The organism is Arthrobacter cupressi (assembly GCF_900099975.1).
Classification (GTDB): Bacteria; Actinomycetota; Actinomycetes; order Actinomycetales; family Micrococcaceae; genus Arthrobacter; species Arthrobacter cupressi.
Genome location: NZ_FNEI01000015.1, coordinates 74,863 through 99,101, shown reverse-complemented (window position 1 = coordinate 99,101; position 24,239 = coordinate 74,863). Strand labels below are relative to the sequence as shown.

At 65.5% G+C, this 24,239-nt stretch carries 21 protein-coding genes; 12 read left to right on the top strand and 9 right to left on the bottom strand.

Going from position 1 to position 24,239, the window contains the following annotated elements; translation table 11 throughout:
* The 6 genes from BLP88_RS15815 to BLP88_RS15790 all read right to left on the bottom strand — a co-directional run.
* Nucleotides 1-412: aldehyde dehydrogenase family protein (locus BLP88_RS15815; protein ID WP_139163417.1), on the bottom strand; the 412-nt coding region annotated here is incomplete at its 3' end.
* Nucleotides 413-440: 28 nt separating this feature from the next.
* The gene (locus BLP88_RS15810; RefSeq protein ID WP_074590741.1) at nucleotides 441-1,694 is read right to left on the bottom strand and encodes an aspartate aminotransferase family protein; all 1,254 of its coding nucleotides are present in this window, start codon (nucleotides 1,692-1,694) and stop codon (nucleotides 441-443) included.
* Between the two features lie 77 nt (nucleotides 1,695-1,771).
* Nucleotides 1,772-2,908 carry an N-methyl-L-tryptophan oxidase gene (solA, locus tag BLP88_RS15805; RefSeq protein WP_074590739.1) on the bottom strand — a complete coding sequence of 379 codons (1,137 nt, stop codon included), beginning with the start codon at nucleotides 2,906-2,908 and terminating at the stop codon, nucleotides 1,772-1,774.
* Nucleotides 2,908-3,675, bottom strand: coding sequence for an amino acid ABC transporter ATP-binding protein (locus tag BLP88_RS15800; protein WP_074590737.1), 768 nt, complete (start codon nucleotides 3,673-3,675; stop codon nucleotides 2,908-2,910). Before BLP88_RS15800 ends, solA begins: the two co-directional genes overlap by 1 nt.
* Nucleotides 3,672-4,598: an amino acid ABC transporter permease gene (locus BLP88_RS15795; RefSeq protein WP_245413147.1), complete on the bottom strand. Its 927-nt coding sequence runs from the start codon at nucleotides 4,596-4,598 to the stop codon at nucleotides 3,672-3,674. Before BLP88_RS15795 ends, BLP88_RS15800 begins: the two co-directional genes overlap by 4 nt.
* 11 nt (nucleotides 4,599-4,609) lie before the next feature.
* A complete protein-coding gene (locus BLP88_RS15790) occupies nucleotides 4,610-5,518 on the bottom strand; it encodes an ABC transporter substrate-binding protein (RefSeq protein WP_074590733.1) in 909 nt (302 codons plus the stop codon).
* A 414-nt stretch (nucleotides 5,519-5,932) separates the two neighbouring features.
* On the opposite strand from BLP88_RS15790, the gene BLP88_RS15785 reads away from it, so the two are divergent.
* From BLP88_RS15785 to BLP88_RS15750, 8 genes are all read left to right on the top strand, one after another.
* Nucleotides 5,933-6,604, top strand: coding sequence for a haloacid dehalogenase type II (locus tag BLP88_RS15785; RefSeq protein WP_074590731.1), 672 nt, complete (start codon nucleotides 5,933-5,935; stop codon nucleotides 6,602-6,604).
* A 28-nt stretch (nucleotides 6,605-6,632) separates the two neighbouring features.
* Nucleotides 6,633-7,910, top strand: a complete 1,278-nt coding sequence (locus tag BLP88_RS15780; protein ID WP_074590729.1) for an NAD(P)/FAD-dependent oxidoreductase — start codon at nucleotides 6,633-6,635, stop codon at nucleotides 7,908-7,910.
* A 79-nt stretch (nucleotides 7,911-7,989) separates the two neighbouring features.
* Nucleotides 7,990-9,486, top strand: coding sequence for an aldehyde dehydrogenase family protein (locus BLP88_RS15775; RefSeq protein WP_074590727.1), 1,497 nt, complete (start codon nucleotides 7,990-7,992; stop codon nucleotides 9,484-9,486).
* Between the two features lie 22 nt (nucleotides 9,487-9,508).
* Nucleotides 9,509-10,603 (top strand): tartrate dehydrogenase, encoded by a 1,095-nt coding sequence (locus tag BLP88_RS15770; protein ID WP_074590725.1) that lies wholly within the window; start codon nucleotides 9,509-9,511, stop codon nucleotides 10,601-10,603.
* Between the two features lie 68 nt (nucleotides 10,604-10,671).
* Nucleotides 10,672-11,583 carry a D-2-hydroxyacid dehydrogenase gene (locus BLP88_RS15765; protein ID WP_074590723.1) on the top strand — a complete coding sequence of 304 codons (912 nt, stop codon included), beginning with the start codon at nucleotides 10,672-10,674 and terminating at the stop codon, nucleotides 11,581-11,583.
* A gap of 45 nt (nucleotides 11,584-11,628) precedes the next feature.
* Entirely contained in the window at nucleotides 11,629-13,146 is a 1,518-nt protein-coding gene (locus BLP88_RS15760) for a CoA-acylating methylmalonate-semialdehyde dehydrogenase (RefSeq protein WP_074590722.1), read from the top strand.
* Nucleotides 13,147-13,174: 28 nt separating this feature from the next.
* On the top strand, nucleotides 13,175-14,647 hold the full coding sequence (gene aspA / locus BLP88_RS15755; protein WP_074590720.1) for an aspartate ammonia-lyase: 1,473 nt from the start codon (nucleotides 13,175-13,177) through the stop codon (nucleotides 14,645-14,647).
* Between the two features lie 9 nt (nucleotides 14,648-14,656).
* Complete coding sequence (locus tag BLP88_RS15750) at nucleotides 14,657-15,700, top strand: NAD(P)-dependent alcohol dehydrogenase (RefSeq protein ID WP_074590718.1); 1,044 nt, start codon at nucleotides 14,657-14,659, stop codon at nucleotides 15,698-15,700.
* 9 nt (nucleotides 15,701-15,709) lie between these two features.
* Here the strand turns inward: BLP88_RS15750 and BLP88_RS15745 are convergent, their stop codons facing one another.
* Nucleotides 15,710-17,875, bottom strand: a complete 2,166-nt coding sequence (locus BLP88_RS15745) for an amylo-alpha-1,6-glucosidase (protein WP_074590716.1) — start codon at nucleotides 17,873-17,875, stop codon at nucleotides 15,710-15,712.
* Nucleotides 17,876-18,138: 263 nt separating this feature from the next.
* On the opposite strand from BLP88_RS15745, the gene BLP88_RS15740 reads away from it, so the two are divergent.
* Nucleotides 18,139-19,122 carry an alpha/beta fold hydrolase gene (locus tag BLP88_RS15740; protein WP_245679892.1) on the top strand — a complete coding sequence of 328 codons (984 nt, stop codon included), beginning with the start codon at nucleotides 18,139-18,141 and terminating at the stop codon, nucleotides 19,120-19,122.
* 10 nt (nucleotides 19,123-19,132) lie between these two features.
* Here BLP88_RS15740 and BLP88_RS15735 read toward each other — a convergent pair whose 3' ends face one another.
* Both BLP88_RS15735 and BLP88_RS15730 read right to left on the bottom strand, forming a co-directional pair.
* Nucleotides 19,133-19,828, bottom strand: a complete 696-nt coding sequence (locus tag BLP88_RS15735; protein ID WP_074590712.1) for a tyrosine-protein phosphatase — start codon at nucleotides 19,826-19,828, stop codon at nucleotides 19,133-19,135.
* 12 nt (nucleotides 19,829-19,840) lie between these two features.
* Complete coding sequence (locus BLP88_RS15730; RefSeq protein ID WP_074590711.1) at nucleotides 19,841-20,671, bottom strand: HAD-IIA family hydrolase; 831 nt, start codon at nucleotides 20,669-20,671, stop codon at nucleotides 19,841-19,843.
* Between the two features lie 121 nt (nucleotides 20,672-20,792).
* Here BLP88_RS15730 and BLP88_RS15725 point away from each other — a divergent pair, with 121 nt between their 5' ends.
* From BLP88_RS15725 to BLP88_RS15715, 3 genes are all read left to right on the top strand, one after another.
* Nucleotides 20,793-21,473, top strand: a complete 681-nt coding sequence (locus BLP88_RS15725; RefSeq protein ID WP_074590709.1) for a TrmH family RNA methyltransferase — start codon at nucleotides 20,793-20,795, stop codon at nucleotides 21,471-21,473.
* Nucleotides 21,474-21,611: 138 nt separating this feature from the next.
* Nucleotides 21,612-22,916 (top strand): type I glutamate--ammonia ligase, encoded by a 1,305-nt coding sequence (locus BLP88_RS15720; RefSeq protein ID WP_074590757.1) that lies wholly within the window; start codon nucleotides 21,612-21,614, stop codon nucleotides 22,914-22,916.
* Nucleotides 22,916-24,118: an amidohydrolase family protein gene (locus BLP88_RS15715; protein WP_074590707.1), complete on the top strand. Its 1,203-nt coding sequence runs from the start codon at nucleotides 22,916-22,918 to the stop codon at nucleotides 24,116-24,118. Before BLP88_RS15720 ends, BLP88_RS15715 begins: the two co-directional genes overlap by 1 nt.
* The last annotated feature ends 121 nt before the right edge of the window (nucleotides 24,119-24,239 follow it).

Here is a 24,239-nt window from a genome sequence, read left to right as displayed (position 1 = left end):
TGCCGTCCACGGAGGTGGCCTGGTCGCCGCCGATGCGGACGGCTTCCTCGGAGAACCAGCGCAGCATTTCGGCGCCGTAGGCCACTTCGCCCTTGGCCTCGGCCAGGGGCTTGCCCATTTCGGCGGTCATGATCGAAGCCAGCCGGTCGGTGTTGGCGATGACGAGCTCAAAGGCGCGCCGGAGGATGTCCGCCCGCTGGCGCGGAGTGGACTTTGCCCACTCCGCCTGGGCGCGGCCCGCAGCCTCGATGGCTGCACGGGCCTCTTCCGGGCCGCCGTCGGCCACGTGGGCAATGACCTCGTGCGTGGCCGGGTTTTCGACGGCGAAAGTGGCTCCGCTGGCAGCCTTCTGCCAGGCGCCATCGATGAACAGTTCAGTGTGAAGACCTGAAGGGTCGAATGAGGTGCTCATGTCACGCTTTCATGGATCGGAGGGAAGATTAGACGGCGGCTGTCTTCAGCGCCTGGGTGAACCGGGTCAGGCCGGCCTGGATCTCGTCGCTGCTGACGTTGAGCGGCGGAATGATGCGGATGACGTTTCCGTGCGGGCCGCAGGTGAGGAGCAGGAGTTCCTCCGGGATGGCCGCCTGCTGGACGGCAAGTGCGGTTGCTGCGTCCGGCGTTCCATCTGCGGCGGTGAACTCCACGGACTGCATCAGGCCGCGCCCACGCACATCGCCGATCGTGGCGAACTGGCCCTTGAGGCTGTCCAGCCCGGCGCGGAGTTCGTCGCCGCGGACCAGGGCGTTCTGGACCATGTTCTCGCGCTCGATGACAGCGAGGGTCGCCACGCCCGCGGCGGCGGCGACGGCGTTTCCGCCGTAGGTGCCGCCCTGCGAGCCCGGCCAGGCTTTGCCCATCAGCTCCGTTGAAGCTGCGATGGCCGAGATCGGGAATCCGCTGGCCAGGCCCTTGGCGGTGATGATGACGTCCGGGGTGATGCCTGCCCAGTTGTGTCCCCAGAACTTTCCGGTTCGTCCGACGCCGGCCTGTACCTCATCGACGATGAGCACGATGCCGTGCTTGTCGGCGCGTTCGCGCAGCCCCTGCAGGAAGCCCGCCGGAGTGGGGATGTAGCCGCCGTCGCCGAGGACCGGTTCGATGATGAAGCCGGCTGTGTCGGCCGGGCTGGAGATGCTGGCCAGGAGTTGGTCCAGTTCCTTCAGGGCGAAGTCGACGGCGGTTTCCTCGTCCCAGCCGTAGCGGTAGGCGTGCGGGAAAGGCGCGATGTGCACGCCGCTCATCAGCGGCGAGAAGCCCGAGCGGAACTTCGTGCCGGCCGTGGTGAGGGAGGCGGCGCCGACGGTGCGGCCGTGGAAGCCGCCGTGGAAGGAGATGATGTTCGGCCGTCCGGTGGCCATGCGGGCCAGGCGGACCGAGGCCTCTACAGCCTCGGAGCCGGACGTGGCGTAAAAGACACTGTCCAGCCCCGAGGGCAGGAAGTCTCCCAGCCGCTCAGTGAGCTCAAGCAGCGGCTTGTGCATCACGGTGGTGTACTGCGCATGGACAATCTTCCCCACCTGCTCGCGGGCTGCCGCAACCACGTCGGGGTGGCAATGACCGGTGCTGGTGACGCCGATGCCCGTCGTGAAATCGAGGTACTTCTTGCCGTCGGTGGCATAGATCCAGCTGCCGAGGGCGTGGTCGACGATTACGGGCGTGGCCTGCTTGAGGATGGGACTGAGAGTTGCCATGGCTTCATGCTTTCTTATGAACTGTAGATTGTCAACAATTTGCGATGTGAGGCGCATCGCTGTGATGACAGGATGGTTTAGCTGGTTTTGAATCGTTCCGGGCGGACGAAGCCCAGGCCGTCGAACGTCTGCTTTCCGAGGGCTTCGTGTGCGGCGATGTGGCCGAAGCCGGTGGCGTTCTTGAAGCCGGCACCGGAGAAGCCGGTGGCGCAGTAGATCCTGCTGCCTTCGCTGAACGGGCCAAGGAGGGGCTGGCCATCTTCGGTGAAGAGGTCGGGGAAGGCATCAGAACGGACGATGTTCGGGATAAGGCCGGGGAAGAATTCGCTGACGGTGTCCGTGGTTTCTTCGATTTCCGCGGTGGTGAGCTCCCGGGGGACGGCGTCAGGGTCCGGCGTCGGCTTTCCGCGGCCGTCAAGTGTTGCCTTGACGGTGACGCCGTCGACGGCGGGTGCGCCGTACATGGAGCGGTCTTCGTAGATCCGGATGAAGATAGGGAATTTCTCCGGGGTGAATTGGCTGGCATCGTTGGCGACGAACCAGGACAGGAAGATCCTCTTGGTTTCCGTTGCGGCCTTCAGGTAGTCGGGCATGAGCCTGCGTGACCAGCCGCCGGAGGCGACGATGACGTTCTCGAAGGTCCAGGACCGGCCGCCGGCGGTGACGACAACGCCGTCGTTGGTTTCGGTGATGCTGTCCACGGGGGTGTTGCGGTGGACCGTGGCACCGTTGGCTTCGGCGGCGGCGACTGCCGCCGTGACCGCGCGGTCGGTGCGCAGGGCGCCGGCGTTGGGGTCGTAGACGGCGACGTCGTCGGGGCGGAGGTTGTGCTGCGGGTACCGTTCGGCCAGTTCCGCGTGGCTGAGGAGCTGGTGTTCGGCGCCGGTGGCCTTGGTGGTTTCCAGGACGGCGTTGATGTAGGGGCCGTTGGCGGTGCCGATGGACAGGCCGCCGCAGCGGGTGAGGATGTCCTGGCCGGTTTCGGCTTCGAGTTCGGCCCAGAGCCGCTGGGAGCGTTGCAGGATGGGGTAGTAGTCGGGGTTGCCGCGGTAGATCATGCGGAAGAGTCGGGTGTCCCCGCCCACGGCGCTGCGGCCGTGGGCGGGGGTTGCGGCCTCGAAGCCGACTACGGAGTCGGACAGGCGGGATGCTTGCCACAGGGCCATGCTTCCGATGCTGCCCAGTCCGATGACTGCGAGTTTTCCGTCGGTCATTAGAGCACCTTTTCCAGGAAGGACCGAGTGCGGGCTTCCTTCGGATTGCCAAGCACTTCGCGCGCATCGCCGCGTTCAACCACGAAGCCCTCGTCCATGAAAAGCAGGGAGTCGGAGACTTCGCGGGCGAAGCCCATTTCGTGGGTGACGACGACCATGGTCATGCCCTTTTTAGCCAGGTCCTTCATGACGGCGAGGACTTCGCCGACCTTTTCGGGGTCCAGGGCGGAGGTGGGTTCGTCGAAGAGCATGATTTCGGGGTCCATCGCCAGGGAACGGGCGATGGCCACGCGTTGCTGCTGTCCGCCGGAGAGCTGGGCGGGGTACTTGAATCCGTGGCCGTCGAGTCCGACGCTGGCAAGGAGTTCGTCAGCCCGGGCGGCAGCCTTCTTCTTGTCCTGGCCTTTGACCAGGACGGGACCGGACATGACGTTTTCCTGGGCTGTCATGTTGGGGAAGAGGTTGAACTGCTGGAAGACCATGCCGACCCGGGTGCGCTGCTCGGCCAGCTTCTTCTTGCTCAGGGCATGGTAGGCGGTTTCGGTTTCGTGGTAGCCGAAGGTTTCGCCGTTGACCTGCAGGACTCCGAGGTCCACCGTCTCCAGCCCGTTGATACAGCGCAGCAAGGTGGACTTGCCCGAGCCGGACGGGCCGATGATGCAGCAGACTTCGCCGCTGGCGACGTCCAGGTCGATGTTCTGCAGGACCGTCTTATGTCCGAAGGATTTGCGGATTCCGCGGGCGTGAATGGTGCCGTCGGTGCTCATCGGGCAGCGCCTTCCGGTTGGGCAACCCGCTTGGCCTTGCGGGGCAAGGTGGAGGTTGCGCGGGAGTATCGTTTCTCGAGCTGGGCCTGCGGGTAGCTCAACAGCAGGGTCATCACCAGGTACCAGAGGCTGGCGACAATCAGCAACGGGATGGTTTCGTAGGTACGGGCATAGATCAGCTGGGCGCTTTGGAGCAATTCCGCGACGCCGAGCACGCTGACGAGGGAGGTCTCCTTGAACATGCCGATGAACTGGTTGCCGGTCGCCGGGATGATCGAGGGCATCGCCTGCGGGATGATGACCTTGCGCATCCGCATTCCGGCGCTCATGCCCAGGGAGTCGGCGGCCTCGATTTGTCCCTTGCCGACGGCGGAGAAGCCACCGCGGATGATCTCGGCCATGTACGCGGCCTGGTTGAGGGTCAGGCCCACCAGGGCTGCGGTGATCGGGCCCATGATCGCATTAGTGTCCACGGCCGTGCCAATGTCCGTGAACGGGATCCCGATCCTCAGGTCAGGGTAGAGCGCGGAGATGTTGAACCAGAAGATCAGCTGCACCAGCACCGGGGTGCCGCGGAACAGGGTGAGGTAGAGTCCTGCGGCGATGGAAACCGGCTTGACATGCGAGGCGCGCATGACCGCCAGGGCGAGGCCGAGCAACGTTCCCAGTGCCATGCTCGCGACCGTGAGGAAGACGGTGAGCACCAGGCCGCGCAGGATCGATTCGGCGAAGAAGTACTTTCCGACGATGCCCCATTTGAAGTTGGGGTTAGTCAGGACCGAGGCGAGGATCCCGAGGCCAACGAGAATACTCAGCACCCATCCGGCGTACTCGGTGGGAGTCCGAAGCCGGAGCCGCGGCTTGAGGGCTGCATCGATGCCACCCATCGTGGTTTCACTTCCTTTGCTGATAGTTGTGACCATGGAGGCGCCCCCTAGTTGAGCTTGGCGTCGGTGATGGCGCCGGACTCAAGACCCCAGGTCTCGAGGGACTTCTTGTACTCCGGGGTCTCCAGGACGGACTGGATGGCGGCCTGCAGGGCGGGTGTCAGCGGCGAGCCCTTCTTTACGCCAATAGCGGTGACGTCGCTCGAGCCGACATTGACCCGGCCGAGGAGGGTGAAGGAGTCCGGCTGCTGCTTCGCGGCCCACCCGAGTGCGGTGGTGTCGTAGAGGATGCCGTCGATCCGCTTGGAGTGCAGCTGGGTCAGGGCTTCCTGGACGTTGGGCAACGTGACGGCGTTGATCGCCGGCTGTCCCTTGGAGGTGCAGGTCTGCTCGGAGAGGGCGGGGAGGCGCTTGAGCTGGCCGGTCGAGCCGGCAGTGACGGCGATGTTCTTGCCGCACAGGGTCTCCATGCTGAGGTTCAGCGGGTTGCCCGCGGCCACGGCCACGGAGCTGCCGGCCTTGAAGTAGTCAATCATGTCGAGCACCGCAAGCCGTTCTTCGGTCTTGGACATGGTCGTTGCCGTGAAGTCGTAGCGGCCGCCGTCGAGGCCCGGGACGATCGTGTCGAACTTCGTGTCCTCGAACTTCAGCTTCAGTCCCAGCTTCTTGGCCACCAACCGGGCGATGTCCGGGTTCAGGCCGATCGGCGTCTGGTTGTCCTCCGCGAGGAAGGTCGTCGGCGGGTAGTGCAGGTCCATCGCAACCGTCAGTTCGCCCTTGTCCTTGTAGGACTGGGGAAGCAGGCTGACAGCCTTGGCATCAGGCTGGATACCTGCCGAGATATCAGCGGTGCCCGGGCTGTTCGAATCCTGCGTCGCGGCGGCGCTGCAAGCGCTCAGGGCCACCAGCACTGCAAGGCCTGCAGCGGCAGTCTGGATCTTGCTCATTGTCTTCATGGTGCTTCCCTTCAAGAATGGGTTTCAGGTGAAGTTGGTTTCGCCGAACGAGTGGGTATTTTCGGAGGGCTTCCGAGTGGCGTCCTTGTCAGTTCGGAAGCCGGTCCCAGGGGGAAAACGGGGAGGTGTTGGGTTCAAAGTGCTGTGATACGGGTCTCGTTCTGCATCCACTGCCTATGCAACTCCTCAAATCGCAGATTGTCAACAATCGACGATAAGTAAAGTTGGACGCGGGTTTGGGATCCGAACTATATGAGAAGGTTTCGCAACAGAAACTGTTGACAATCTACAATTCTGGGACCTACAGTCAAAGCATCTGGTTCTCGACGTCCAGGAATCTCCCGCCCCCATGAGCTGAAGCGGGACGGCGGACCACCGGGCGTCCCGCAAAAGTCATCAATGAACGGACGAATTATGGCAACCACCAACCGGCCGAAGTACATCTCCTTCGATGTCTACGGCACTTTGATCAACTTCGACATCGATCCCACCACGCGTCGCCTGCTGGATGGCCGCCTGCCTGAAGAAGAGTGGCCCGCGTTCAAGAAGGTCTTCCGCGGGTACCGCTTCGACGAGGTCTGTGGTGACTACAAGCCCTACGAGCAGATCCTCCAGGACTCCTTTGACCGTGTGTGCAAGTACTGGGGCATTGAGTCGAACGAGGATGCCGGCGCGCAGTTCGCCGAGGCGGTCCGCGGCTGGGTTGCCCACGAGGACGTGCCGGCTCCGCTGAAGCTCATGGGCGACAACTTCAAGCTGGTGGCCCTGTCCAACGCAGACGACAGCTTCCTGGACATCAGCATTCCCAAGCTCGGCGCAAACTTCCACGCCGTGCTCACCGCCGAGCAGGCACAGGCCTACAAGCCGCGCTACCAGGCTTTCGAGTACATGCTGGACACCCTGAACGCCAAGCCGGAGGACTTCCTGCACATCTCCTCCCACACCCGCTACGACGTGCATCCGATGCACGACATGGGCTTCCGCAACCTCTGGCTGCTGGACCGTGGCTATGACCCCATTGGCCCGGGCTACGACCTCAATGTTGCCAAGTCCCTGGACGAGATCAACAAGCACCTCGGTCTCTAGACCGACTTCGAGGCGAAAGGCCATTTTCGTGAAACTTGTCCCTTATTGGCTGGACACAGCCGAGCCTTCCGGCGATTACCGCAGCACCCCGGTGCCGGAAAACGTCGACGTCGCGATTATCGGTGCCGGGTTCACCGGCCTTTCGGCTGCGCTTGAGTTTGCCCAGCAGGGCGCGAGCGTTGCCGTTTTTGAGCGCCACACCGTGGGCTGGGGCGCGTCAGGCCGCAATGGCGGCATGGCCACCACCGGCTTGGCCATTGGATTCAGCACTGCGGTCAAGCGGTACGGGGTGCCCCGCGCCGTGGAGATGTTCCGTGAGTACAACGACGCCATCGACAGCATCGAGAAGCTGGTCCATGACCACGCCATCGACTGCGACTTCAACCGCTTCGGAAAGCTTTCGCTGGCCTACCACGAGTCGCACAATGACGGTTTCAAGAAGTCCCAGGAACTGCTGGCCAAGCACGTGGACCACTACGTCACTGTCATCCCGAAGGCCGACATCCACAGCGAGATCGGCACCGACTTCTACAAGGGAGCGATGCTCGACCCGATGGGAGCGGGACTCCATGTCGGTAAGTTCGCCCACGGCCTCGCAGGGGCAGCCGCAACCGCAGGTGCACTGATCTGCGAAAACGCCGGAGTGACCGAGCTCAAGCGGGTCAACGGCACCGTGCACGACGTACACACCACGCGCGGCATCACCCGGGCCAAGCAGGTCCTGGTCGCCACGAGCGGCTACACCGGCAGCATCACCCCGTGGATGCAGCGCCGCGTGATCCCCGTGGGCAGCTTCATCATCGTCACCGAGCCGCTGCCCGAGGACGTCGTGAACCGCATCCTGCCGAACCGGCGGATGGCCTCGGACAGCAAGATGCTGACGTACTACTTCCGCATCACGCCCGACAACCGGCTTCTCTTCGGCGGGCGGGCGCGGTTTGCGCTGTCCAGCCCGGACTCGGACGTCAAGAGCGCCGAGATCCTCCGCAAGGCGATGCTCGAGCTCTTCCCGTACCTGTCCAACGCCAAGGTGGATTACATCTGGGGCGGTCTCGTCGACCTGTCGATGGACCAGATGGTCCACGCCGGCGTGCACGACGGGCTCTTCTACTCGCTCAACTACAGCGGCCACGGTGTCCAGATGGCGGCCCACATGGGCAAGCGGATGGCGCATTACATGGGCGGAGACAAGAGCGCCAATGTGTGGGAAGACCTGAAGAACCCGCCCGTTCCCGGCCACTTTGGTCCGCCGTGGTTCCTGCCCTTCATCGGGGCGGCCGCGAAGATCATCGACCGGATCAAGTAGCTCCTTAGACTAGCTGGCCAGTCGGGACCGGCTGGCCAGCTTTCCAATCATCCTTTACACCGCCTAGCCAAGGGATCACATGTTGCCATCAACAATCCTCGATGACGCGCGCCCTGAATCAGGGGACAGCCGCGTAGACGTTGCCAATCTTCCCGGAGGTGCCTTCCTCGAAGGACAGTGGCAAACCGCCGGGATGACCCTTGAGGTCGCGGATCCCCAGGACGGTTTGGTGGTGGGGCACGTCTGCGTCTCCACGGCGGAGGACGTGAAGCGTGCCATCGGCCATATCCACCGCCACTTGCAGTTCGCGGACTGGCCTTTGCGGGCCAGGCGCGAGGCGCTGGAGAAGGCTTCCCGGATGCTTGGAGAACAGGCTGAACGCTTCGCTGCGATCATCGCGGCGGAGAGCAGCAAGACAATCGTCGAAGCCGAGCGCGAGGTGCGCCGCTGCAGGGAAACCCTGCGGTTGTCCGCTGCCGCCGCGGAAGAACTGGTGGGGGAAACGCTGGCCTTCGAGGACAGTCTGGCCGCGGGGAACAAGGTCGGCTGGTACAGCCGGAAGCCAGTGGGCATCGTCGCGGCGATCACGCCGTTCAATGACCCGCTCAACCTGGTGGCGCATAAACTCGGACCCGCCCTGATCGGCGGCAACGGCGTCGTGCTCAAACCGTCCGGGCGGACGCCGTTGAGCGGGCTCGCGCTGGTACAGGTGTTGTTGGAAGCCGGAGTTCCGTCGGGGCGGATTGCCGCGATCGTCACTGGCGGAGGCGTGTCCGAAGCGCTGATCACCGATGAGCGGGTGGACCTGATCTCCTTCACGGGCGGCCCGGTCACTGCCGACCGCATCGCCGCCGCTGCGGGCGCCAAGAAGATCCTGTCCGAACTCGGGGGGAACAACGCCACGATTGTGTGCGCTGACGCCGATCCCGAAACCGCGGCCGAATCGATTGTGGCGGGCGCGTTCGGAGTGGCCGGGCAGAACTGCCTGTCAGTCCAGCGGGTGTACGCCCACATCTCCCTCTTCAATGACGTGCTAGCCCACGTAGTCCGCGGCACCAAGTCGCTGACCACCGGGCCCAAGCTTGACCGCGCCACCGACGTCGGACCCATGATTTCCGAAGCCGAGGCCCGCCGCGTTGAGGAATGGGTCGCAGAAGCCACGGCGGCAGGGGGCACCCTGCATGCGGGCGGCAAGCGCCGGGGCGCCTACTACGAGCCGACGGTCCTGACTGATGTGCCCTCGAAGTGCCGGGTCATCCGGGACGAAGTCTTCGGTCCTGTGGTGAGCATCCTGCCGTTCATCGAGGTGCAGGACGCCATCTACGCGGCCAACAACTCTGACTACGGCCTGCAGGCCGGGGTGTTCACCCGGTCCATTGACCAGGCCTTGGCGATCGCGGACAAACTGCACGTCGGCGCCGTCGTCATCAACGAGACCAGTGACCTCCGGATTGACTCGATGCCGTTCGGGGGCTTCAAGAAGTCCGGCGTCGGGCGCGAAGGCGTCCGGCACGCCGTCCGCGAAATGACGGAACCCAAGAACACGATCATCAACCTCGGCGAACCACCGCGGTAACTGACGGCCCTACGGAGAGCCCATGAACACCCACAACATTGCGGTCATCGCAGGCGATGGCATCGGCAAGGAAGTTGTCCCGGCAGCAATCGCGTGCCTGGAGCGCATTGCAGCCATCCATTCGCTGGGCCTCAACTTCACCCACCTCGAGTGGGGGTCCGACCACTACAAGCGGCATGGACGGATGATGCCGGCTGATGGCTTGGACCAGTTGGCGGTGCACGACGCCATTTTCCTCGGCGCGGTGGGCGATCCGGAGGTCCCGGACACCGAGTCGCTGTGGGGCCTGCTGATCCCGATCCGCCGGGAGTTCCAGCAGTACGTCAACCTCCGTCCGGTCAAGACGCTCGACGGCGTCGCCTCGCCTCTGGCAGCGAAGAACCCGATTGACCTCCTGATCGTCAGGGAAAACAACGAGGGCGAGTATTCGGAGGTCGGCGGACGGATGTACCGGGGCCTGCCGCAGGAAAGCGCCGTGCAGGAAACCATCTTCACCCGCCTGGGGGTTTCCCGGGTCGCCCATTTCGCCGCCTCCCTCGCCTCTGCCCGCAGTGGAAGGCTGACGTCCGCCACCAAGAGCAACGGCATCATCCACACCATGCCTTTTTGGGACGAAGTGGTGGAGGAAACCGTTGGTGGTTATCCGGGGGTGGCGGTTACGCACGAGCTGGTGGATGCCTTGGCCGCGCACCTGGTCCTGAAGCCCTGGACGTTGGATGTCGTTGTTGCCTCCAACCTTCTCGGCGACATCCTGTCCGATTTGGGCAGCGCGGTCACCGGGTCCATCGGGCTTGCCCCGAGTGCCAACCTGAACCCGGACGGGTACTACCCGTCCCTTTTCGAACCGGTGCATGGCTCGGCTCCCGACATCGCCGGCAAGGGCCTTGCCAACCCGGTGGGCCAGATCTGGTCCGGCGCGATGATGCTGGAACACCTCGGCCATTCCGAGGCGGCCGCACACCTCCAGGCGGCGTTCGAGTCCGCCCTGCGGGATGGCCACGGAACCCGCGACGTCGGGGGGACATCGTCGACGTCGGAATTCACGGCCGCTGTCCTCGCAGCCATCGAGGCACTGGCCGCTGATCAGCCGGCCGTTTCAGGGATATCGGCGCCGTGACTGCCGTAGGGGGAAGCGGGCGCCCGAAAGTTGCAGTCCTGTACAGGGAAGCGCTGCCGCCGGGGCTAATGGAGATCGAAAAGCTCGCCGAGGTCCGGCTGACCAAGGCGGACGGCCTCGCGAAGGCGCTGGACGGCGCGGACGTGCTGTATCAATGGCACTCCTTCTCGCCCGCGCTCAAGGAGAACTGGGACGCCGCGTCGTCAGTGAAGTGGGTACATGTCTCCGCAGCCGGGGTAAGCCAGTTGATGTTTGACGAGCTGGTTGCAAGCGACATCACCTACACGAATTCCCGTGGTGTTCTGAGCCGGGCAATTGCAGAGTTCGCGCTCGGATTTGTACTCGACGTCGCCAAGGACGCACAGGGCTCGTTCCGGCTGCAGCAACAGAAACGCTGGCAGCACCGGACGACCCGCAAGATCCAGGGGCAGTCCGCGCTGGTGGTGGGCACAGGCTCCATCGGCCGTGAGATTGGCCGGCTTTTCCGGGCTGTGGGGATGGAGGTCGACGGCGCCGGCCGGACGGGCCGGTCCGGAGACGCCGACTTTGGCCTGATCTACTCTTCCCGCGAGCTGGCCCAGATTGTCCGTTATTACGACTACGTGGTTCTTGCCGCACCGTTGACCCAGGAGACCAGGGGTTTGGTCGATGCCAGGGTCCTGGAAGCCATGAAGCCCACTGCAGCCCTGATCAATGTGGGCCGGGGGCAGTTGGTTGAGACGGACGCGTTGATCGACGCCCTCGAATCCGGCTCCATCGCCGCTGCTGCCCTGGACGTGGTAGACCCCGAGCCGCTGCCGGAAGGGCATGCGCTGTGGGGGATGGAGAACGTCATCATCACCCCGCACATGTGCGGTGACACCGTGGACTACCTCGATGACCTCGGAAAGCTCTTCGTGGCGAACCTCGAGCGGTACTGCAACGGCGAACCATTGGAAAACATCGTGGACAAGTCCCTGGGATACGTCCCTGGCTTCTGAGCCCCTCATTACCGAAAAAGCGATCACTTCCAAAAGGACAACGGAATGACCAGGTCAACGACGACGACACTCTCCCGGATCCATCACTTCATCGACGGTGGTGAGACTGCCGGCTCCGGGGACATCACCCGCCCGGTGTACAACCCGGCGACGGGCAAAGTCACGGGCGAATTGAGCCTGGCCAACCGGGCAGACCTGGACGCCACCGTCTCCGCCGCCAGGAAGGCGGCGGAGACATGGGGCAATATCTCCCTGGCCAGGCGCACCGCGGTGCTGTTCAAGTTCCGCGAGCTCGTCGCAGCCCACGTGGACGACCTCGCAGCGCTGATCACCGCCGAGCACGGCAAGGTCCTCTCCGACGCCAAGGGCGAGATCGGCCGTGGCTTGGAAGTCATCGAATACGCCTGCGGAGTCCCCACCCTTCTCAAGGGCGACTACTCGGACCAGGTCTCCACCGGCATCGATGTGTTTTCCTTCCGCGAGCCCCTCGGCGTCGTCGCAGGCATCACGCCGTTCAACTTCCCCGTCATGGTGCCGTTGTGGATGGCGCCCATGGCGATCGCCACCGGCAACGCGTTCATCCTCAAGCCCTCCGAGCGCGACCCGTCCCCGTCGCTGCTGCTGGCCAGGCTCTGGAAGGAAGCGGGTCTGCCGGACGGGGTTTTCCAGGTCCTGCACGGCGGCAAGGAAACCGTGGAGGGGCTGCTGACGCACCCGGACGTGGATGGGATCTCCTTCGTCGGCTCCACCCCGATCGCGCAGTACGTGCACGAGACAGCCACCAAGCACGGGAAGCGGGTCCAGGCGTTGGGCGGGGCGAAGAACCACGCCATGATCCTGCCCGACGCCGATCTGGACAACGCCGCCGACCATCTGGCCGCCGCCGCGTTCGGTTCCGCCGGGCAGCGGTGCATGGCCATCTCCGTCGCAGTCGCCGTTGGCGACGCCGCCGACGCCCTCGTCGCCAAGGTCCGGGAACGTGCCGAAGCCGTCCAGGTCAGCAACGGCACTGAACCCGGCGCGGACATGGGTCCGGTCATCACCCCGGCCTCGAAGGAACGCATCGTCAAGATCGTTAGCGAAGCCGAAGCTGCCGGCGCCGCGGTGATGGTGGACGGCCGCGAGCTCGTGGTCCCCGGCCACGAAGAAGGCTTCTGGGTGGGCCCCACCGTGATCGACCACGTGACGACCGGAATGAGAGCCTACACCGAGGAGATCTTCGGACCCGTCCTGGTAGTCGTCCGGGTCGACACGCTTGAGGACGGCATCAGCCTGATCAACGCCAACCCCTACGGCAACGGCACCGCGATCTTCACCGCCTCCGGCGCGGCGGCGCGGAAGTTCCAGCGCTCGGTGGATGTGGGCATGATCGGAATCAACGTCCCCCTCCCGGTCCCGGTGGCCTACCACTCCTTCGGCGGCTGGAAGGCCTCATTGTTCGGCGACAAGCACATCTACGGCCCCGAAGGCGTGTCCTTCTACACCCGCGGCAAGGTCATCACTTCCCGCTGGCCGGAAGCGAAGGACGCCTCCGGCGCCTCCTACAACTTCCCCTCCAACTAACCAGCCCCTCCGGAAGTCGAACTGAGCCATGGCACACAGCACAACAGCATCCGTTCTGGACGGCACCGAGCCGGACTTCCCGGCAGGCCGGACGGAGACCGATTTCCTGGGAACCCGGACTCTTCCGGACTCGGCCTACTGGGGTATTCAGACCCTGCGGGCCGTGGAAAACTTTCCGATCACCGGTACCGCGATCTCTGCCTACCCCCAGCTGGTCAAGGCCCTCGCCCAGGTCAAGCATGCAGCGGTGCTGGCAAATTCCGATCTGGGTCTGATTGCCGAGGCGAAGAAGGACGCCATTGTCCAGGCCTGTGTGGACATCGAAGAGGGCGGGCTGCTGGACCAGTTCGTCGTCGATGTCATCCAAGGCGGCGCCGGTACCTCCACCAACATGAATGCCAATGAAGTCATAGCCAACCGGGCGCTTGAGCACCTTGGGCTCGGCAAAGGTGCCTACAGCGCGATCCATCCCAATGGGGACGTCAACATGGGCCAGTCCACCAATGACGTCTACCCTACGGCGATCAAGATCGCCACGATCAAGGGTGGCCTGGAGCTCCTGGAGGCCATGCAGCACCTGCGACGCGCCCTTGCCCGCAAAGCGGTTCAGTTCGACGCCGTCGTCAAGGTCGGCAGGACCCAGCTGCAGGATGCCGTCCCGATGACCTTGGGACAGGAGTTCAGCACGTACGAAGTGATGGTGGAAGAAGATGAGCTTCGGCTTCGCGAGGCACTGGCCCACCTCCATGAAATCAACCTCGGGGCAACGGCAATCGGAACCGGCATCAACACCCATCCGAGATATGCCGCGATTGCCCGCACCCACCTCAGCGGAATAACCGGGCTCCCGTTGGTGACCGCCGGGAATCTCGTAGAGGCCACCCAGGACTGCGGGGCTTTCGTGCTCTTCTCCGGAATGCTGAAACGGATTGCCGTGAAGCTGTCCAAGATCTGCAACGACCTGCGGCTGCTGTCCTCCGGTCCCCGGGCAGGCTTCGCCGAAATCAACCTGCCCCCGCGCCAGGCGGGATCCAGCATCATGCCAGGCAAGGTCAATCCGGTCATTCCGGAAGTAGTTAACCAGGTGGCCTTCGAGGTGATGGGCAACGACCTGACCGTTACTGCCGCCGCCGAAGCAGGGCAGCTGCAGCTCAACGCCTTCGAGCCCATCATCGCGCGCTCGCTGTTCGCCAGCCTGGCCCACCTCACCGCGGCCTGCACCACGCTTGCGGACCATTGCATCGACGGAATCACAGCCAACAAGGAATACCTTCGGTCCCAGGTGGAGGCGAGCATCGGCGTCGTCACCATCCTCAACCCGATCATCGGCTACGACGCGGCAACGTCAATCGCCCGGCAAGCCCTGTCCACCGGGGCGAGTGTTTCCTCGCTGGTACTCGAACGGGAACTGCTCACGGCCGAGCAGCTCGAGGAGATCCTGAGGCCGGAACACCTTGCACGGCCCCAGAGCCCGGTCTTCGACAGGCTCCCCGCTTCTTAAGGAATCAGCATGTCCACCCTTGCCCGAGCCTATGTTGCCCATTCACCCACAGAACCCCTCCGGCCCGGCACCATCGAACGACGCGAACCCGGCGACTTCGAAGTTCGTATTGCCATCAGATTCACGGGGATCTGCCACTCGGATATTCACACCGCCCGCGGCGATTGGGCCAGCGCCAGGTACCCGGTGGTTGTCGGACATGAGATCGCCGGCGTCGTGGAAGCCGTCGGGGCAAAGGTTACCCGGCACGTGGTAGGGGATCGCGTGGGAGTGGGCTGCTTCGTGGATTCCTGCCGGGAATGCGCCAACTGCCTGGCAGGCGAGGAACAGTATTGCCTGGCCGGTTCCGTCAGCACGTACAACTCGGTGGGCAGGGACGGACTGCCCACGGCCGGCGGCTACAGCACCAGCATCGTGGTGGATGAGAACTACGTCCTGAAGATTCCCGAAGGCATTTCGCTGGAGGCCGCGGCACCGCTGCTGTGTGCCGGCATCACGATGTATTCGCCGCTGCGCAACTGGGATGCCGGTCCGGGGAAACGCGTGGCCATTATCGGCATGGGCGGCCTGGGTCACATGGGTGTCAAGATCGCGGCCGCCATGGGCGCCGAGGTGACCGTGCTGAGCCAATCCCTGAAGAAAGAGGAGGACGCGCGCCGCCTTGGCGCCGGGCATTACTACGCCACGTCCGACCCGGCCACCTTTGACGCACTTAACGGGCACTTCGACCTGATCATCAATACCGTCTCTGCGAATATCGACGTCGACCAGTACCTCTCCCTGCTCGCCCTCGGCGGGACCCTGGTGCTCGTTGGACTGCCTACCGAACCCCTGAGCCAGCGGGCATGGTCCCTGGCGAGTTTCCGCCGGAACCTGGCCGGCTCCAAGATGGGGGGCATCCGGCAGACCCAGGAAATGTTGGACTTTTGTGCGGCTAAAGGACTCGGGGCCGAAGTGGAAGTCATTCCCGCCCACGAGATCAACGAAGCCTTTGGCCGGGTCGTCGCCAGTGATGTGAGGTATCGCTTCGTCATCGACGCCGGGACATTCTGAGCAGTTGATTCACCCCTGCGGTGCCTGTTGGTGCGGCTTGAATTGGTCCACCAGTTCGGTCAGCCAAGGCCGATGCCCGCGATGGAAGGTCACGCCGTCGGGCAGTCCGGTGACTGACGCCGTTGAGTCGGTGACGTCGATGGTGACGCGGCCACGCCCCACCGGGGCGTTGGAGATGTGCAGGTCGCCAAAGGCCTCGGGAAGCACCGGGTCCATCCAGAGGCCGCCGCGGGAAACGTGGGCGTCGTAGCGCAGCAGGCTGGTCACGAGCATGATCGGCGCGGTGGCCGCCCAGGCCTGCGGAGAACAGGCTGTGGGGTAGGCAACCGGCTCCGCGAAGTGTTCCCGGTCGAAGCCACAGAACAGCTCGGGCAGGCGCCCCTCCGAGTACTCGGCTGCCTCCAGCAACGCGGTGGCGATCCGCTGGGCCTCCTCCACGAAGCCATAGCGCATCAGGCCAGCGGCAATGACCGCGTTGTCATGCGGCCAGACGGATCCGTTGTGGTAACTCGCGGGATTGTAGGCAGCCATGTCGCTGGCGAGGGTCCGCACGCCCCAGCCGCTGAACATTTCCGGGGACATGAGGCGTTCGGCCACCAGCGGGGCCCTGTCCTTGTCCACAATGCCGAACCACAGGCATTGCCCCATGTTGGAGGCGCACGCATCCACGGGCTTCTTACCGCCATCCAGCGCGATGGCATAGTAGCCACGGTCCGGCAGCCAGAACCGCTCGTTGAACTGCTCCTTAAGGCGTTCGGCACGTTCCGTCAGCTCGGTTCCCAACGCAGCGTCACCGGCGTCGAAGGCCATCCAGGCCCGGGCCATGTAGGCGTCATAGACGTACGCCTGCACTTCGCACAGAGCGATCGGGGGCTCGGCGAGCGTGCCGTCGGCGAAATTGACGCCATCCCAGGAGTCTTTCCAGCCTTGGTTGATCAGGCCGCGCTCGTTGAGGCGCTGGTATTCAACAAAGCCATCACCGTCCTTGTCCCCGTACTCCTCGATCCAGGCCAAGGCCCGGTCCGCGTGCGGCAGGAGGGCGGCGATTGTTTCCGAGGCGAAACCCCAGCGGCTCACTGAGCCAAGGACGCTGACAAACAGCGGCGTCGCATCAACACTGCCGTAGTAGGTGGACTTGCCGCCAAGAGCCAGGCCGCTGGACACGTCCAGCCGGACCTCGTGCAGGATCTTGCCTGGCTCCTCCTCGCTCATCTCGTCCACCACCTTGCCCTGGTGGTCCGCCAAGGTTTGCAGGGTGCCCAAGGCAAGCGACGGGTCCACAGGAAGCGACATCTCGGACGCCCACAGCGAGTCCCGCCCGAACAGGGTCATGAACCACGGCGCCCCCGCCGCTACGACAACGTGTTCGGGGTGTGCCGGATCCTCAATCCTCAGCGCGCCAAGGTCGTCATAGCTGCGCCGCAGGGTCCGTTCAATGACGTGGTTGCCCACCTGCACCACCGGGATCTTCCGCACCCATTCCTGCCGGCGCATGTCCCGGGGCGATAGTCCGCCTGCCTCGGGGTGCAGGAAGGGCGCCAGAGTGTCCTCGCCTTCCGAAGCGGGCACGACGGTCAGCGAGGTGGTCCAGTGGCCCTGCCGGGGCACGACCGTCCGATAGGTAACCGCATCGGGCCCGACGTCGGCACCGGGTGCGGTGACGATGACCTCCTTGCGAATGCCCTCCCAGACTCCGCGGATGTTCAGGGATACGTCGCCCGGGTGCCGGGTTTCATCCCATCGGCGTTCCAGCCTCGCTTCCTTAACCTCGAACAGATCGGCGAAGTCCGCCTCTATTCCTATGCGCACAACGCACTCGACCGGGTTCACGGAGAAGTTCCGGATGGTGATGTTCTCCAGCAGCCCGGCTCCCACTTCCCGCAGCCGTTCCACGATGAGCGGACTGTCAGCGTAACCGTCGGAACGGGGAACCCTGCCGGCAAACAACGCCCTGAAGGGTTCCTTGGTTTCCGCGGCCAATGGTTCCAGGGGCTGTCCATTCACGGTCAGGCTCCAGCGGGAAAGAATCCGCGTGTCTTGAACGAAAAGGCCGTGCGGGTGTCCGGGCTGGATGTCCCCGTTTGCCAACGAGATGCAGAAGGAGGATCCTTCCACCAACGTCACCGCGCCGCTCCCCAAGGGGCCTGCGGCCGTGTCTGCATTCCATCCAGCCATCGTCGGTTCCTCCACCCTGGGGCGGTACCGCGCCAAGACAGTGGTCCGGCCTCCCGCCCCGGCTGCGTTTGCTTGCATAAGACGGTACGCCTGACCGACTGCAGGCACTAGGGCATCCTGCCGCTGGAAGCAGTTCCTGGCCGGGCACTTTCGGGCCTGCGCACGCAAAGTCATAAGCTGGCAGTGTGGAGCATTACCGCAGGGGGGATGAGCCAGCCGCTGCGGAATCGCCGGAGCGGCAGTCACCCGAGCACGCGGCAAGGATTCTCCGCCATGCGGCGGAGCTGAAGGATTTCTCCCGGCGCAGCTTCCTGATCGGTGCCGGTTCCTCGGGGCTGCTGGCGGCGGACATGTTCATCACCCGCCAGATCCAGGCCGAGCGGCGCGTGACGAAGATTCTGCCCGTGGGCGACGACGTCGCCGAGGCGTATTTTCCCGACGCCGCGTGGATCCTTTTCCCCGGATACAAGACCAGCTGGGAAGAGGCCCAGTGGATCCTGAACTCGCTGCGCGGGGCGCTGAGGCAGCGCGGCCAGCTGGCCGCCGTTGGGTACTCGAACCTCGGCCTGGAAGTCGATGAGGTGACCGACGCCGTCGTCGCGCATGTCCGCGAACGCAAGCTGCGCAAGCTCTACTTCTACGGCCACAGCTTCGGCGGAATGGTGGCCACCGAGGTGGCCACCCGGCTGCGCGAGTGGCACGGGGTCAAGGTGGAGCTCATCCTGCTGGACTCGTCCCCGTACAGCAAGTACGACGTCCTGGACCAGAGCTGGTTCGACGGCGTGGTGTTCCTGTACGAGAGCGGCTTCCGCGTTCCGTCGGTGCTGCGCGGCGGCTACGAGCTTGGCGAGCGGGTGGTCCACAAGAACGAACGCAGCTGGCGGCAGATCTGGGACCAGACCTTGGAGCAGCTGACCCCGATCGCGCCCTCCAGCGTGCTGATCCAGAGCGAGTCGGCCTACATTTACCACTTCGACGCCACCCGCTTCGTGGACCGGCTGGGGGAGACGAAGATGGCGTTCATCGGGAATCCGCGCGACGGCACCGTGAACTACGAAACGGCGCGGGCCGGCTGGGCGCGGACCTTCAGCAGGAACATGGCGTCCTCGGACCGGAGGACCGACGGCGCCCTGCCCGCCCACGCCAGCCCGCAATGGAACCCGTTCGTCTACCGGCCGGTGGTCCAGGGCCTGGAGGATGAACTGCTGCCGTTGCCGGGCGCGGCCGGGCGGGTCACGCCCTACTGAGGCATCACCCCTACTGGGCCGCGTCACTCCTTGCCAAAGGGGTACCCAGCGCGTCGAGCTCGGCGGCGCTCAGGCCGGCGTCGCGCAGGTAACCCGCGGCGTCGCCGAACTCCCGTGCGAAGCCGGCCAGGAAATGCCGGATGGCCCCCTCCGGGGACTGCAGCAGCATGAGCGCCGGGTTGAACGCCTGCGGCGGAAGGGCGGGGACCGCCACGCTCCAGGTCTGGGCCATGACGGCCAGCAGTTCCGGGAGGGCGGCCGTGGTGGCGGTGTAGTCCGCCACCACTACCTCGGGATCGGTGCCTACCGCCAGCAGGGCCAGGGCCGAGACAACGCCGGTCCTGTCCTTGCCGAGCGAACAGTGGACGAAGGCAGGGCCGTGCGCCGCGGGCCGGAGGGACGCGGCCACCCAGGCCGGGCCGGTGCGCACCCAGTCCAGGTACAGCTCGCCGAGCTCTTCGGCCGTGCCCACCGGAGGCAGGCCCTGCGGGGCGGGGTCGAAGGGGTTTTCCAGGAGGTCGACGCCGTTGCCCGGCACGAGCAGCCACGGCAGCAGGTCCCGTTCCCGGCCGCTGCGCAGGTCCACCACGGTGCGGATGCCGTGCCCGGACAGGAACTCCACCGTGGTGGTGGCGTCCAGGCCAAAGGGCTGGCTGCCCCGCACCAGCCGGCCGCCCAGGAGGGGCCGAAGATTCAGCACCGCCATGGCCTTGCTCCCCTAGATCTGGTCCTTGAGTTCGGCCACCGAGGTCAGGACCTGGTTCGGCCGGAACGGGAAAGCCCCGATTTCCTCCCGCTGGGTGATGCCGCTGAGCACCAGCACGGTGTGCAGGCCCGCCTCCATGCCGGCGACGATGTCGGTGTCCATGCGGTCGCCGATCATCGCGGTGGTTTCGGAGTGGGCGTCGATACGGTTCATGGCCGAGCGGAACATCATGGGGTTGGGCTTGCCCACGATGTACGGTTCGCGGCCCGTCGCCTTGGAAATCATGGCGGCGATGGCGCCGGTGGCCGGGAGCGGGCCCTCCTTGGACGGCCCGGTGGCGTCCGGGTTGGTGGCGATGAACCGCGCCCCGCCCAGGATCAGGCGCACGGCCGTGGTGATCGCCTCGAAGGAATAGGTGCGGGTTTCGCCGAGCACCACGAAGTCCGGGTTCTGGTCGGTGAGGATGAAGCCGGCCTCGTGGAGCGCCGTCGTCAGCCCCGCCTCGCCGATCGTGTACGCACGGTTCCCGGAATCCGAACCCTCCACCTGGTCCTTCAGGAACTGGGCGGTGGCCAGGGCCGAGGTCCAGATGTTTTCCTCGGGGACCTCCAGGCCGGAGGAGCTGAGGCGGGCGGCGAGGTCGCGCGGAGTGAAGATCGAGTTGTTGGTCAGCACCAGGAAGCGCTTGGAGGTGTCCACCCAGCGCTGGATCAGTTCGGCCGCGCCCGGAATGGCCTGGTTCTCGTGGACCAGGACGCCGTCCATGTCTGTCAGCCAGCACTCGATTTCGTGGCCGTTGCGGTACCTCGCGCCGGACTTGGGGGCCGCGCTTGTCTTCGCCATTCTTTACCTCCGCTGTTGGGGCTGTTCTGACCCCAAGTCTTTCACCTTTCGATACGCCGAAACACCGGGCGCCGCCGGGTTACGCGACATCGGCTCCCCGCACCCCCGCTAGGGTTGAGGGGTGAATGACGACGCACCTTCCGAAGCCCAGGCCCCAGCAGAGCCCGACGGCGGGAAAACCGCCCCGGCGGAGGTCGGCGTCGGACCCTGGGAAGGTCCTTTGCCCGCAGGTGAGCACTGGGATCCGGACCTGCTGGCCGACGGCGACCGCCGCAACGTGGTGGACAAGTACCGGTACTGGAAGCACGAGGCGATCGTCGCGGACCTCGATTCGAAACGGCACGACTTCCACATCGCCATCGAAAACTGGCAGCACGACCTCAACATCGGCACCGTGGTGCGTACCGCCAACGCGTTCCTCGCCAAGGAAGTCCACATCATTGGACGACGGCGGTGGAACCGGCGCGGGGCCATGGTCACCGACCGCTACCAGCACGTCCGCCACCACCCCACCGTGCAGGACTTCGTTGCGTGGGCGCAGGGGGAGGGCCTGGCCATCATCGGGATCGACATCTTCCCGGACTCGGTGCCGCTGGAAAGCTATGACCTGCCCCGCAACTGTGTGCTGGTGTTCGGCCAGGAGGGCCCGGGACTGACCCCCGAGGTGCACGACGCCGCCGTCGCCACGCTCTCGATCGAACAGTACGGCTCCACCCGGTCCATCAACGCCGCCTCGGCCGCCGCGATCGCCATGCACGCCTGGATCCGGCGGCACAACTTCGGCCAGCGCGTCACCGGCTGACGTCCCGCGGGTTGTTGCCCGCCTGTATGTTCGGCGATGCCGCGGGGGGCATGATGGACCCACAGATGCACACCGTCGAGGGGAACCGTTGTGGAAGCCGTGTCGAGTGGGGCCGGGCAGGATGCCCCCGAAAGCATCATGTCGCAGCTTGAATCCGACGGTGTGGCGCTGCTGGTGGGGACGGCCGTCGATTACGCCGGCGGGACCCACTGCAAGGCGGTCCCGATCCGGCGGCTTCCGGCCTTCCAGCGGGCCGGGATGGGGGCTTCGCCATCGTGGAACGTCTTCTGCGCGGACAACGGCATCGCCTTCACGTCCTCCATCGGGGCCACCGGGGATCTCCGCCTCCGGCTGGATACGGCCCGGGTCCGCAAGATCGACGACGGCCTGGCCTGGGGGCCGGCCTCCTTCCACGAGCAGGACGGAAGACCCTCTCCGCTGTGCTCCCGCGGCCGCCTGGCCGGCGTCGTGGACAGACTCGTGGTGCAGGGACTGTCGCCACTCATGGGCGCCGAGCTTGAGTTCGTCCTCACCACCCGCGACGGCGGGCACCTGCCCAAGCCCGGCTGGTCCGCCTACGGCATGAGCGCCCTCTCGGACCAGCGCGGCTTCCTCGTGGACCTCACCGCAACATTCGAAGCAGCAGGGCTGGCTCCCGAACAGATCCACGCCGAATACGGCGAAGACCAGTTCGAGGTTTCCCTGCCGCCCGCCACGCCCGTCGAGATGGCGGACGCGTCCGTGCTGGCTCGCATCCTCATCGGGATTGTCGCCTCGCGCCACGGCCTGGCCGTCTCATTCTCGCCCCTTCCCTGGGCGGACGGGGCCGGCAACGGGGCGCACCTCCACCTCTCGCTGGGCCGGGACAACGCACCCTTGTTCAGCGGCGGCACAGGTCCCTACGGCATCACCGGGGAAGGCGGATCCGCGATCGCCGGGATGCTCGCGGGCCTGGACGACTTCCTCGGTATCTACGCCGGCTCGGTCCTGTCCGCCCATCGGCTGCAACCCGGACGGTGGTCCGGGGCCGCGGCGTGCTGGGGCCTGGAGAACCGCGAGGCCGCTGTGCGTTTCGTCGCCGCGAGCGCCGGCAACCCGCACGGCGCAAACGTGGAGCTGAAAGTGGTGGATCCCAGCGTCAACATCTACCTCGCCGCGGCGGCCCTCCTGGGCTCGGTACTCCACGGCATCGAAACCGGACTGCCGCTCCCGGCGGAGGTGCCCGGCAATCCCGCCGACGCCGACGACTGGCCCGCCACCGCCATCGATCCGGACCAGGCCACCGTCCTCAGCTCCCTGGAGGCTTCGCAACTTGCCGGGAGGATTCTTGGGCCGGACATCGTGGAAGGCGTGGTGGCGGTCCGCCGCCACGAGGCCGCTAAATTCGCCGGCAAGGATCCCGTCGAGGCCGCACAGGCCCTTCGCTTCGCCTGGTCAGCCTGATGTCAGCCGGGATGGACGTCCTGGCGGGGCTGGAGGACCGGGTCCCCCGGGGACTGGCCGAAGCCGTATCCGCCATGCCGCTGGTGGACCACCATGTGCACGGCTCCCTGACCAAACCCCTCACCCGGGCGGAATTCGAAGAGGCGATCAATGAAGGGTCCCCGGAACCGATCCCGGACTTCATGACGCAGTTCGATTCCCAACTGGGATTCGCCATCCGGCGCTGGTGCGCTCCGCTGCTCGGCCTCCCGCCGCATGCCGGCGCCGGGGAGTACTGGGAAGCCCGCAGCGCCCTGGCGCCCACGGAGCTCAACCGCCTGTTCCTGGCCCCGGCCGGGGTGGCGCACTGGATCGTCGACACCGGACTCAGCGCTTCGTCCGTGACCACGCCGGAAACGATGGCCCGGGACTCCGGGGCCACCGTCTCCGAAATCCTCCGGCTCGAACTTCTGGCCGAAAAGGTTGCAGCCCGCACCGCTTCCCCGGCTGACTTCGCCGAGGACTTCCGGGCGGCGCTCGCAGCGGCGGTCCCCGGCGTCGTCGGCTTCAAGACCATCGCCGCCTACCGATGCGGCTTCGACGTCGACTGGTCCACGCCCGGCGGGCGCAGCCTGGAGCGGGCCGTGGCCCGCTGGACGGCACGCTCCAGTACCGCAGCTTCCCGTACCGCCGCTTCCGGGACCGCTCTGAGGCTTCAGGACCCGGAGATCATCTCCTTCATCGTCCACGCCGCCGCGGAGTCCCGGCTGCCGCTCCAGATTCATGTGGGGTACGGCGACCGGGACCTGGACCTCCACCGCTCCAACCCCATGCTCCTCCTGCCGCTGCTCCGCCAGGCCGGGATCCGGGACACCCCCGTGATGCTGCTGCACTGCTACCCCTACCACCGCGAGTCCGGGTACCTGGCCCAGGCGTTCAGCAACGTGCATTTCGACGTCGGACTGGGCCTGAACCATGTGGGCTCCCGCAGCGCGGACGTCGTCGGCGAAGCCCTCGAGCTGGCGCCCTTCGCCAAGCAGCTCTATTCCTCCGACGCTTACGCGGTCCCGGAACTGCACCTCCTCGGCGCCATCCACTGGCGCCGCTCGATGGCGCAGGTCCTTGGCGACTGGGTGCGCCGCAGTGAATGGTCCGAGGCGGACGCGATCCGGGTAGCCGGGATGATCGGCTCGGGGAACGCCCGCCGCATCTACCGGCTGTAGGTACAACCGGCGGCGAAGCGCCGGGCTAAACAGGGCCAGTGTTACCGAGGCCTGACCCGAAGCGCCCCCTGTTGTTGGATCTGGCTAGGATGGTGCCTAGCCGTAACTGGTCTGTTTCAGG